The following is an 11689-nucleotide window of genomic DNA, read 5'->3' as shown; positions in this document are numbered from 1 at the left end:
ATTCTTTCCAAACTGCGAAACATAAGAGAAGATTCAATAAACATCATTTGGCGGGCGAGGATACGCGTGGGCAAAGCATAGTCAAGACGAAGCATCGGGAATGAAGGCTCTCTCGTCCGTCGCGTCTCCCGATTGGGCGCGCAAAAAGCCCACCAGATCCTCCGTTTCATGGTGCACCGCCGCTTTTACATGGTCCACATGCCCCCATTGATAAGCGGTTTTCAACCACACAGTGGTCATGCCCAATGCCGCCTTTATACATCACGCCCCCCTAAACAACAGAATGACTTTCCACACCGAAATAATTATGTTAAAAACGCAAACGTTTGCCTTCTTTAAAAGAACACGCGAAAATATGGCACCAAGCCGCCGGAATGCGAGAGGAGCGACCCATGACCAAGATGATCTATAACGCGCCCCGTTTCACCGTAAAACAATATGACTGGGATTTATTCAAAGGCCCGAGGGCAGGCGAAGAGGCCCAAGACTTCACTTTGACCACATTGGATGGCAAAACGGTCAGCCTCTCGGACTTTAGGGGAAAGTGGCTCGTGATCGAAACAGGATCAGCCACCTGCTCCATGTACACAAAGAATATTCCGGGCATGCAAAAACTACGCGACGATTTTCCCGATGTGGAATTCATCATCGTCTATGTGCGGGAAGCCCACCCCGGCGAACGGCTTAGTCAGCACGCATCTTTTGAAGAGAAAAAGAAAGCCGCCACTTTACTTGCCCCGCGCTATGGCGAGGATCGCCCAGTATATATCGATTCCTATGAAGGAGACATGCATAAATCCTATGGGGGCATGCCCAACATCATATATGTGATCAACCCCGAGGGTAAGGTTCACTATCGCTGTAATTGGGCCACTGTCGATGGCCTGCACGAAGCACTGTCGGACCGAACAAAGATCCACACTGTTGAAAATGCAGACATGAAAAAATTGAAGGCTAGCCGTGGCATGATGGTAGCCTTACGCACCATGTGGACCGGCGGCTTTATCGCCCTTTGGGACTTTGTGAAGGCCACCCCGAAACTGATCAAACGCCATAAGCTGGTGGATGATTATTATAATAAACACGGCAAATTCAGAAATTCCTAAAGGCCCCATCATGCCCATCATTGAACCAGAAAACCACTTGGTCAGAGAGCTACGAGGGGTGCATCTTTTCCACAGCCCCTTCTCAAATTGCTCGCAACGAACTCGGCTCATTCTGGCGGAAAAAAATATCCCATGGGAAAGCCATGTGATCGATCTGATGAAGTTTGAACATTTGACACCGGATTATCAGGGCATCCATCCCAAAGGCGTGGTCCCTGCCCTTGTGCATGATGGGACGGTCGTTATCGAATCCCACGACATCATCCAATATCTGGACGACCATTTCCCTGGCCCCAAGCTGATGCCAACCACGCACCATGAGAAAAGTCTGGTTTTCCCATGGATGGAGCTGGGCGACGACTTGCAAATCAGCATCAAAACCCTGACCTATGAAAAACTGTTTCGTGACAAATTCCCGCCCACGCAAGAGAAATTTTCCTATTATGCCGCCCACCAACGAAATCCAAATTTGGTCGACTTTTATCGCCGCTATCTAGAGGGCTTCGATCCCGACGATTTAGCAAGTTACGAAGCCACAATTGGTGATTTTCTTCAGCGAATCGACAAACAATTAGAACGCACTGTATGGCTTGCCGGACCCCAAATTTCGCTCGCTGATTTTTCCGCCGTGGTGAATGTCCATCGTGCATCGAAACTAGGTTTCAATCTTAATGATTATCCATATCTAGAACATTGGTATAATCGTATTCAGGCGCGCCAAAGCTTTGACACGGCGATCACCGCTTATGTGCCCTAGCAAGCTTATAGCCATATAAATACTGTTCAATGATTGACGAGCCCCTGGAAGTATGCATGATAAGGCAAACGTTTGCGCCCTCCACTCCAAACACCGTTAAGGATGTGCCATGAGTTCAGATCATTCCCATCATTCCCATGACGGCAGGCCCTGTGATCACGAGCATGAGCAAGAAATGCTCAAAAAGCCGGCCGCCCTTTCCGAGCGACTGGAAATCCTGCCCGACGATATTGATCCAAAACATGACTGGACGCGCCTCAATGCCCATGGCGTAATGAATGTGGATTTTGAAGAGCGTGTAGATTTTCGCCGCCTGCACAGATACCGGCTGGGCCGGGCGCGGCAGGCGTTGCGCAACTCCGATCTAGGCGCACTCTTATGCTTCGATAACAATAATATTCGCTACATTACCTCGACCATGATTGGTGAATGGTCGCGCGATAAATTCTGCCGCTATACGGTGCTAACCGGAAATGGTGAACCGCATTTGTGGGATTTCGGGTCGGCGGCCGCTCATCATCGCATTTATGCTCCATGGTTACAGCCGGTATGCTGCCATGCAGGCAATGTAGGATTGCGCGGCACTATTCCACCAGATCAAGGCCTGGTGAAACGGGCAGCACAGGAAATTCACGATGTGCTGCGCGAACAAGGCGTCGCCAATATGCCTGTCGGTGTGGATGTGATCGAGCCGCCGATGATGTTCGAATTGCAAAAGCTTGGCATTGATGTGCGCGATGGGCAGCAGGTGATGCTTGATGCCCGCGAAGTAAAAAGCCGCGATGAAATCATGCTACTGAACACAGCCGCTGCGATGGTGGATGGCGTTTATCATGATATTTATGAAGCGTTGAAACCCGGCGTTCGTGAATCGGATATCGTGGCCATGGCCTCAAAGCGTCTGTTCGAAATGGGCTCCGATGATGTGGAGGCCATCAATGCGGTCGCCGGAGAGCGCTGCGCCCCCCACCCGCACAATTTTACCGACCGCATCATCCGCCCGGGCGATCAAGCTTTTTTCGACATTATTCAGGCCTATATGGGCTATCGCACCTGTTATTACCGCACCTTCAATGTGGGAAAAGCAACACCTGCGCATCATGACGCATACCGAAAAGCCCGCGAATGGATGGACGAAGCCTTAAGCCGGGTTCGTCCCGGTGCCAGCACCGACCACATCGCCGCAGCATTCCCTAAAGCCGAAGAGTTCGGCTTCCCCAATGAAATGGAAGCGTTCGCTTTGCAATTTGGGCATGGGCTTGGGGTGGCATTGCATGAACGGCCCATCATTTCACGCCTTGTATCCATGGACCATCCGATGGAGATCAAGGAAGGCATGGTGTTCGCGCTGGAAACATACTGCCCCGCGAAAGATGGCTCCGGAGCAGCGCGCATCGAAGAAGAAGTGGTGGTCACAGCCGATGGAGCGAAGGTCATCACCCTCTTCCCTGCTGAAGAGCTTCCAATCGCCAATCGTTATTGATCCAGCCACCGCCGTCTATGGCGTTTTCGGGGAGGGCCTGTCTCTTGGCAAAAAAAACAGAAAAAAATAACGACGACATCGGCGAAGATGTTCGTTTGGCTCTATATCGTAGCCAGCAAGAAGTGCGGCAGCTAGAAAAGCGTGCTTATGATCTGTTCTTGCAAAACCTGATCAAGGGAACCAGCCATCTATGCATCGGCCAAGAGGCCATCGCGGCAGGTTTCGCCACAGCCATGAAGCCCGGAGACTGGAGCTTTTGCACCTATCGTGGCCACGGTCACACATTGGCGCGCGGAGCCTCCATGACCGGTGTTTTGGGTGAATTGATGGGCCGTGAATGTGGCTGCTCGCCGGGAAGGGCGGCTCGATGCATCTGACCGATGTGGAAAAGGGGGCCATGGGCTCTTATGCCATTATCGGGGCCCACCTACCCATCGCCATGGGGGCGGCATGGAAAGCCCAATACAAAAAGACCGGTGAAGTGGCTGTATGCTTTTTTGGCGACGGAACCACCAATATTGGAGCCTTTCATGAAGCCCTTTCCATGTCGGCCACATGGAAGCTTCCGGTGGTTTTTGTCTGCGAAAACAATCTTTATATGGAATATACGCCCATCGGTGATGTAACGCCGGTGGAGCACCCTGCGGCAGATCGTGCACCGGCCTACGGGCTTCCCAAGATTATCGTCGATGGCAATGACGCTGATGCGGTTTACCGTGTCGCACGCACCGCTTTTGATCTGGCACGCGCCGGTGGCGGGCCCTCATTGATCGAGGCAAAAACCTATCGCCATCACGGCCACAGCCGCGCTGATCCAGGAAAATATCGGCCCGATGACGAGGTGAAGGCTTGGATGGCCCGCGACCCTATTCCGTTTTATCGCCAGCGACTGCTGGATTTTGGGGTTTCTGAGGCCTCCATCACCGCAATTGAGGAAGATGTGGCTGCTGCTGTAAATGCAGCGACCGAAGAAGCGAAAGCATCACCGCCACCTTCCCAAGATTTGATTTTGAAAGACGTTTGGGCAGATGGAGGCTGGGCGTGGCGGAACTGACATATCGTGACGCGGTCGCTGCTGGCATCGCACAGGAAATGGAACGCGACGAAGATGTGGTGTTTCTTGGTGAAGATATTGCCGCCGCAGGTGGCGTGTTCAAGGCCACCGTTGGCCTGCTCGATAAATTCGGGGCCGAACGGGTGCGGGATACTCCCATAGCCGAACAGGCAATTCTCGGCGCTGCAATGGGAGCCGCCATGACCGGCTTACGCCCCATCGCGGAAATCATGTTCTCGGATTTCTTTGCCGTCTGCTGGGATATTGTGGTCAATGAAATTGCCAAAACCCGTTACATGACCAATGGGCAAATCAATCTGCCTCTTGTTATTCGGACGGCCAATGGCGGTGGGCTTCGCTTTGGGGCCCAACACAGCCAAAGCATAGAAAACTGGGCCATGATGATTCCCGGCCTTAAAGTGGTCGCACCGTCATCTCCGGCCGATGTAAAGGGACTTTTGGCCGCTGCCATCCGAGATCCCGATCCGGTGATTTTCTTTGAACATAAGGCCCTCTATCCCACAAAGGGCGAAGTACCAGACGGCGAACATGTGGAAGAGCTGGGAAAAGCCAAGATCTTGCGTGATGGTAACGACCTCACCATCGCCGCTTTGGCAGCCATGGTCCCTCGCGCCGTAGAAGCCGCAGAAAGGCTAAAGGCAAAACATGGGATAGAGTGCACCGTCGTCGATATACGCTCTTTGGTGCCCCTAGATACGCAAACCCTGTTCCGCGAGGTTTCAAAAACCGGACGCCTGTTCACCGTGGAAGAAAACCCACGATTGTGCGGCTGGGGAGCAGAACTATCGAGCCTTGTTTCCGAAGAGATATTTTGGGAACTGGATGCACCCATCGTCCGCATCACGACACCGCATATCCCCCTGCCTGCCGCAGACCAGCTTGAGGATCTCACAATCCCCAGCGTCGATCGTATCACCGATACTATCTTAAAATCATTGGGGTAAATCATGGCCGAACCCATCATATCCGTTGACACAGGGCTTTATATCGATGGCCAATGGCGCCCGGCATCAGATGGTGCCGACATTGCGATCAAGGACCCTGCGACCGAAGAAACCATTGCCCGCGTTTCCTGCGCATCCAAAGAGGATGCCATAGATGCTGTGGAAGCCGCTCATCGCGCTCAAGCCTCATGGGCTGTACGCCCACCCCGTGAACGCTCGGAAATATTACGCAAGGCCTTTGAATTGATGACCGCGCGGGCGGAAGGCTTTGCCCAACTGATCGCACAGGAAAATGGCAAAGCCCTCAAAGATGCGCGTGGCGAAGTGGCTTATGCTGCGGAATTTTTCCGCTGGTATGCAGAAGAGGCTGTGCGCAATCTTTCCGATTTATCCATGGCACCTTCAGGAAAAAATCGCATCATGGTCCTGCACCAACCGGTGGGTGTGGCCCTTTTGATTACACCATGGAACTTCCCCGCGGCCATGGCAACGCGCAAGATTGGCCCTGCCTTGGCTGCAGGCTGTTCTGTCATTTTGAAACCGGCTTCGGAAACGCCCCTCACCGCTCTCGCCATTGCCCGACTTTTGGAAGAAGCCGGCGTTCCAAAGGGTGTGGTAAATGTGATTGCCTCTTCACGGTCTTCGGAGATCGTTCCTGCCATTCTTGACGATCCACGCGTTGGAAAACTGTCTTTCACCGGGTCCACACAAGTGGGACGCATCCTTTTAGGCAATGCAGCAAAAACCGTCATCAACTGCTCCATGGAGCTCGGCGGAAATGCGCCGGTGATTGTGTTCAATGATGCAGATCTCGATACCGCCGTTGAAGGGGCTATGATCGCCAAAATGCGCAATGGCGGAGAGGCTTGCACCGCAGCCAACCGGTTTTATGTGGAAGATGGCATTGCCGATGCTTTCACCAAACGTTTCTCCGAAGCCATGGCCTCTTTAAAGATAGGGCCAGGTCTTCAGGAAGACACCGACCTTGGCCCGTTGATCAACCAAGCGGCCCGCGATGATATGGAAGCGCTGGTAGAAGATGCCGTATCCACGGGCGGGCATATCGCCACTGGCGGCACCCGGCCCAATGGGCGTGGATTTTTCTATCAACCCACGGTTCTGACCGACAGCGGCCCAAACGCACGCGTGTTACATGAAGAGATATTTGGGCCCATCGCCCCTATTCAACGGTTCGATGATGTGGATGACATGATCACCCGCGCCAATGATACGGAATATGGCCTGATTTCCTATGTATTTACTGAAAACCTGAAAAAGGGCCTGATGGTTTCGGAACGCCTTCACTCGGGCATGGTTGGTCTTAATCGCGGCGTAGTCTCTGATCCAGCAGCCCCCTTTGGTGGGGTAAAACAATCAGGGCTTGGTCGCGAAGGCGCCCATGATGGCATGATGGAGTTTCTCGAGAAAAAATATATTGCGGTAGACTGGTAGGGGAGTGAACTCATGGATGTGATCATGCCCCAATTGGGGGAATCGGTAGATGAGGGAACCATCTCCGCTTGGCATAAAAAGCCCGGAGATCTGATCGCCGTGGACGACATTTTACTGGAAATCGAAACAGATAAAGTGGCGACCGAGGTGCCCTCTTTGGTAGCAGGGGTCCTCAAAGATATTTTGGTAGCCGAAGGAGATATAGCAAAGGTCGGTACAATTTTGTGCGTAATCGAAACCGCGGACCAAAGCAATTCTTCTGTCCCTCCCCCCCAAAAGGGTGAAATGGTCGCAGACGCCTCTTCTCCATCGCCAGAAAAAGACTCGGACGTAAATCCAATAAGCCTTTCAGGAACAAGAAAAAAACCAACACGCGCCTCGAAAAACGCGCCCGATGGGACACCATTATCCCCCGCCGTACGGCGATTGATTGCCCATCATGATCTTGACCCTGCCGCAATTCCCGGGACAGGTCGCCAAGGCCGCATTCAGCGTAGCGATGTGCTCACCTATCTCGATAAAAAAGACGTGCGGCAACCAGCCACCATCGCTCGGCCAACCGCCGTGTCAACCAACGATAAAGAACAGGTGCCCTTTTCCTCTTTGCGGCGCAAAATCGCGCAGAATATGCTCGCTTCGAAACAACAGAGTGCCCATGTTTTGCAAGCTGTAGAGGTTGATTTCAGTGCCGTCGAACGGGTGCGCACCTTTATGAAGGACGCGTGGCGCGCAGAAACAGGCACATCCCTTACCTATCTGCCCTTCATCGCCCGGGCGGTATGTCTTAGCCTGCCCGATTTTCCCGACCTCAATGCGGAACGAGATGGCGACAGCTGCTACGGCATAAGCATATCCATATGGCCTTCGCCATTGATCTAGACCACAAAGGACTGGTCGCGCCTGTTCTGAAGAATGCTGAAAATCTCAAAGTCCCGGCCCTGGCCCGCGCCATTATCAGTTTATCCCAAAAAGCGCGAAACGGTCAGCTTTTGCCCGATGATATATCTGGAGCGGGATACACCCTGACAAACAACGGTAGTTTTGGAACACTATTCACCGCACCAATCATCAATCAGCCCCAAGTGGCCATTCTCTCTACCGACGGCATCAAAAAACGGCCAGTGGTGGTTGAAGGCCCTGATGGCGATGAGATTGCCATTCGTCCCATGGGGATTCTGGCGCAAAGCTTTGATCATTGTGTCGTAGATGGCTCTTATTCAGCGTCTTTCCTGAACTGCGTTAAAGAAATCATAGAAAACCGCAACTGGTCTGCGGATTTCCTTTAAGACAAACGCGCCAAAAGTCTAAGGCGCGCAGCCTAACCTCGCGGGCCCGTTGATCCACGCAAAACCAGTTCCGGGTGAACAGTGATCTTTTGCGGCTGGGATAGCGGGCCCTGAATCATTGTCAACACCGCTTCAGCCGCCCGTTCCCCCATCTGATAAAGGGGGATATGAATGGTGGTCAAAGGCGGCTTGAACTTGTTGGCAAATGGCATGTCATTATAGCCCGTCACAGAGATATCATCAGGGCAAGTCAACCCCTGCTGCTCGATCGCATCGTAACATCCAAGCGCTAGCAGATCATTAGCGGCAACAACAGCCGTGAACCGCTTGCCGCTTTCAAAAATTCGAGTAAGAGCCGACTTACCTTCATCTTCCGAATAAGCATGGCAAAAGGCCACAAGCTCTTCATCCGGCTCCAGGCCTTGTTTTCTCATGACATCCAGAAAGGCAAGATAACGCTGATAGCCTGTGGAAATTTCCTGCGGACCTGCCACATGAGCGATCTGCCGGTGTCCCAGTTCCAAAAGGTGACGAACCGCCATTTCAATCCCAGCCGCATCATCATTAACGACAGAGGCAACGGCCGTATCTTCGACCGAACGATTGATCAAAACCACATGATATCCCTCTGCTATACAGGTTTTAATCAGATCGTCGGAGCGATGGGCTGTCGCCAGAATCAAGCCATCAGTCTGCCGCCCTTTCATCCGTTCAATAATGCGGTGTTCTTCTTCTACCTTATTATCGGTGTCACCTAAAAAGGCCGTATAGCCGGAGTGTGCCAAACGGTGTTCGATGCCGCGAATGATCGGTGGGAAAACGGGGTTGGACAAATCAGGAACCAAAACACCCACTGTAAAAGACCTGTTTACCCGCAAGGAATAAGCAAAGGGGTTCGTTTTATAGCCCAATTCGGCTGCGGCCTTACGTATTTTATCGGCGACTTCTTCCGAAATCGCATAACCCTCCTTGCGGTTGAGAACGCGTGAAACAGTTGAAAGATGGACGCCACACTTTTGCGCCACATCCCGCAAAGTTGTTCGTGCTCGCGCCATCATTTCGTCCCCATGCAATTCCGCGCAAAAAAATGCGCCTCATCCTCTTTCCTTACATAAAGGATTTTCCGAAACGGTCAAATTTCCCTTTTGTTAACACAAATATATTCGTTGATACTTGCACATTTTTTTCTTTGCAGTTATATCTACGCAAAGGTTTGCGTAGCCGCAAACGCAAGGAAATGAAAGATCAGAGGTCATCCATCCTACTAAAGTACGCAAGAACTGGATTGCTGACCCCATGAAAATGAAAATAGATAGAAAGGTAGATCTATGTCGGGGCAGGAAAAGACATCCCTGAAAATCGGTTGGATCGGGACAGGTCGCATGGGGTTTGCGATGGCCAGACGTTTGATCCACGCAGGCTATGATGTGTCGGTTTACAATCGCACCCGCGCTAAGGCGGAACCTTTAGGTAAACTCGGTGCAACCCTGGTCGATAACCCACGCGACCTTGCCTCATGCGACATCACCTTCTCAATGGTCTCTGGCCCTGCGGATCTCAAGCAGGTCATATCTGGTGACCAAGGCGTGCTATCCGACAAAACCCAAGCCCCCTCTATTCATGTGGATTGCTCTAGTGTTTCGGCGGAAGGGTCGGCCGATGTGCGTAAGGATCTGGCAGACCGCGGCGCGCAAATGATTGCAGCTCCAGTTTCAGGAAATGCCAAAGTGGTGGAAGCAGGCATGCTATCCATCGTCGCGTCCGGCCCGGAACAGGCGTTTCAAACCGTTCACCCCCTGCTCGATTGTCTGGGAGAAGGTGTGTCTTATGTTGGGGACGGTGAACTCGCACGCATGGTAAAAATCTGCCATAATATTTTTCTTGGCGTTGTTACCCAGTCCTTGGCGGAAATCACTATTCTAGCGGAAAAAGGTGGCGTAAAACGCCACGCTTTTCTTGATTTTATCAACAAGAGCGTCATGGGCTCCGTTTTCACCCGTTACAAAACCCCTGCCTTTGTCAATCTGGACTGGAAGCCGACTTTCACCCCGGCATTGCTGAAAAAAGATCTTGATTTGGGCCTAAGCGCTGGCCGGACCTTTGGCGTACCACAACCTTTGACAGCACTAACACGAGAAATCGTACAAAGTATGATCGGCAATGGGTATCAAGATATTGATTTCGGGGCACTCCTGGAATTGCAGGCAAAGGCATCAGGGCTGCAGTTAACCTCGGAAAATATCCCGGTAACAGATGGGCTTACTAAAAAGAACTAAGCCCCCTCTTCACTCAAAACCGGAAGGCAGCCCTATGAGTAACCCGCGCACGATCACCGGATACGGAAAAATTTCGCTGTTGCTCGCCACGGCCCTTGCACTGCTGGCGACGCCAATGGTGTCGCCAGCAATGCACGATATTGCCACTCATTTCAAAGGTCAGATGGAGAGCGACCCGTCGGGGCGCTTTCTTGTCAGTCTGTTGTCTTTCACTACCGATACGGTCAGCATTCGCTATCTGATCAAATTCATCCTGCTTTCCACCCCGGCTCTGATGATCGTCTTGTGTTCACCATTCATGGGCTGGGCCAGCGATATTTGGGGCCGGCGCAAGCTATTGATCGCAGCCCTGTTTCTATTCGCTTTTTCTGGAATGTCGGGTTATTTCGCCTCAACATTGACCGAATTATTCATTGGCCGTCTCTTTCTCGGCATGTCTATTGCCGCCATCAAAACCTTAACAGTGGCATGGTAGGTGATTATTTCACCGGTAAAGAGCGGGACCGGTTCATCGGCTGGCAAGGCTCGGCGATGAAATTTGGCGGCGTGCTGTTTTTACTTTTGGGGGGGTATCTAGCGGATATCCACTGGCGCATTCCCTTTTGGGGCTATGCCCTTGCCTTCCTCGCTTTGCCCGGTGCAATTTTCAGTCTGTACGATCCCAAAAAACCGGACGCCACTACCCCGAGTTCTGCTTCCAAAGCCATAGCCCCCCCTATTTCCATTCCAAAAGTAGGCTTCATCCTCATTTCTGCGTTTATGGCCTCTGTGCTATTTTTCATGACGCTGGTGCAAATCCCCTTCTTCATTCCCGAGCGCTTTGCCGGATCGCCAGGCGAGGTCGGCTTTGCAATTGCCCTAGCAAATCTGGCCGGTGCCGGTATTGCTGTTCTTTTTTATCGCTTCAAGGAGCGCCTCAGCTTCGTGACTATTTTCACCTTGATTTTTGCTTTAATGGGCTTGGGCTACTGGCTGGTTTCCGTCACGCCTAATTACCCGCTTTTGCTGGCAGCGATGACCATTGCCGGCTGTGGATTCGGGTTGATCGTGCCGACACAAAGTGCATGGATGTTGTCGGAAGTAACAGGAGCCCGGCGCGGCTTTGGTATTGGACTCGTAACGACGGCCATGTTCCTTGGCCAATTTGCATCGCCCGTGCTGATTGAACCCTTCATCGACCCAGAAGACCCATCCAGTGTTTTTGAAACGGCCGGGATAATTCTGTTTGGCTTATCAATTACATATGCAATTATCTCGTTCTTTCAAAAATCCAAAAGAGATATAGCTTCGTAAACAGCCTTCCTCAAACA

8 protein-coding genes and 3 pseudogenes are annotated in these 11689 nt (G+C 52.0%); 9 read left to right on the top strand and 2 right to left on the bottom strand.

Features of this window, described 5'->3' with window-relative positions; translation table 11 throughout:
- Positions 1–81: 81 nt before the first annotated feature.
- On the bottom strand, positions 82–240 hold the full coding sequence (locus JCM17844_RS15075; RefSeq protein WP_210431776.1) for a hypothetical protein: 159 nt from the start codon (positions 238–240) through the stop codon (positions 82–84).
- 152 nt (positions 241–392) lie between these two features.
- Between JCM17844_RS15075 and JCM17844_RS10020 the strand changes: the two genes are divergently transcribed.
- From JCM17844_RS10020 to JCM17844_RS09990, 7 genes and pseudogenes are all read left to right on the top strand, one after another.
- Entirely contained in the window at positions 393–1106 is a 714-nt protein-coding gene (locus JCM17844_RS10020) for a peroxiredoxin family protein (protein WP_188873631.1), read from the top strand.
- A gap of 10 nt (positions 1107–1116) precedes the next feature.
- The gene (locus JCM17844_RS10015; protein ID WP_210431775.1) at positions 1117–1863 is read left to right on the top strand and encodes a glutathione S-transferase family protein; all 747 of its coding nucleotides are present in this window, start codon (positions 1117–1119) and stop codon (positions 1861–1863) included.
- A 175-nt stretch (positions 1864–2038) separates the two neighbouring features.
- Positions 2039–3346 carry a M24 family metallopeptidase gene (locus JCM17844_RS10010; RefSeq protein ID WP_150000911.1) on the top strand — a complete coding sequence of 436 codons (1308 nt, stop codon included), beginning with the start codon at positions 2039–2041 and terminating at the stop codon, positions 3344–3346.
- A 17-nt stretch (positions 3347–3363) separates the two neighbouring features.
- Positions 3364–4400, top strand: a pseudogene (locus JCM17844_RS10005) (thiamine pyrophosphate-dependent dehydrogenase E1 component subunit alpha).
- Positions 4388–5365, top strand: coding sequence for an alpha-ketoacid dehydrogenase subunit beta (locus tag JCM17844_RS10000; protein ID WP_150000831.1), 978 nt, complete (start codon positions 4388–4390; stop codon positions 5363–5365). The pseudogene JCM17844_RS10005 and the gene JCM17844_RS10000 overlap by 13 nt, the downstream one beginning before the upstream one ends.
- 3 nt (positions 5366–5368) lie before the next feature.
- Entirely contained in the window at positions 5369–6817 is a 1449-nt protein-coding gene (locus tag JCM17844_RS09995; RefSeq protein ID WP_150000830.1) for an NAD-dependent succinate-semialdehyde dehydrogenase, read from the top strand.
- Between the two features lie 12 nt (positions 6818–6829).
- Positions 6830–8103 (top strand): annotated as a pseudogene (locus JCM17844_RS09990) (dihydrolipoamide acetyltransferase family protein).
- Between the two features lie 32 nt (positions 8104–8135).
- Here JCM17844_RS09990 and JCM17844_RS09980 read toward each other — a convergent pair.
- Positions 8136–9161 (bottom strand): LacI family DNA-binding transcriptional regulator, encoded by a 1026-nt coding sequence (locus JCM17844_RS09980; RefSeq protein WP_150000827.1) that lies wholly within the window; start codon positions 9159–9161, stop codon positions 8136–8138.
- 270 nt (positions 9162–9431) lie between these two features.
- Between JCM17844_RS09980 and JCM17844_RS09975 the strand changes: the two genes are divergently transcribed.
- Positions 9432–10379 (top strand): NAD(P)-dependent oxidoreductase, encoded by a 948-nt coding sequence (locus JCM17844_RS09975; protein WP_150000826.1) that lies wholly within the window; start codon positions 9432–9434, stop codon positions 10377–10379.
- A pseudogene (locus JCM17844_RS17310) lies at positions 10357–11672 on the top strand (MFS transporter). The gene JCM17844_RS09975 and the pseudogene JCM17844_RS17310 overlap by 23 nt, the downstream one beginning before the upstream one ends.
- Positions 11673–11689 lie beyond the last annotated feature (17 nt).

The organism is Iodidimonas gelatinilytica (assembly GCF_008579125.1).
GTDB classification, from domain to species: domain Bacteria; phylum Pseudomonadota; class Alphaproteobacteria; order Sphingomonadales; family Rhodothalassiaceae; genus Iodidimonas; species Iodidimonas muriae.
This window is presented reverse-complemented; position numbering and strand designations above follow the sequence as displayed.

Coding starts and splice junctions, on each gene's coding strand:
- JCM17844_RS10020 (WP_188873631.1), top strand. CDS start 393: ATGACCAAGATGATCTATAACGCGCCCCGTTTCACCGTAAAACAATAT.
- JCM17844_RS09995 (WP_150000830.1), top strand. CDS start 5,369: ATGGCCGAACCCATCATATCCGTTGACACAGGGCTTTATATCGATGGC.
- JCM17844_RS10010 (WP_150000911.1), top strand. CDS start 2,039: ATGCTCAAAAAGCCGGCCGCCCTTTCCGAGCGACTGGAAATCCTGCCC.
- JCM17844_RS09980 (WP_150000827.1), bottom strand. CDS start 9,161: ATGATGGCGCGAGCACGAACAACTTTGCGGGATGTGGCGCAAAAGTGT.
- JCM17844_RS09975 (WP_150000826.1), top strand. CDS start 9,432: ATGTCGGGGCAGGAAAAGACATCCCTGAAAATCGGTTGGATCGGGACA.
- JCM17844_RS15075 (WP_210431776.1), bottom strand. CDS start 240: ATGACCACTGTGTGGTTGAAAACCGCTTATCAATGGGGGCATGTGGAC.
- JCM17844_RS10015 (WP_210431775.1), top strand. CDS start 1,117: ATGCCCATCATTGAACCAGAAAACCACTTGGTCAGAGAGCTACGAGGG.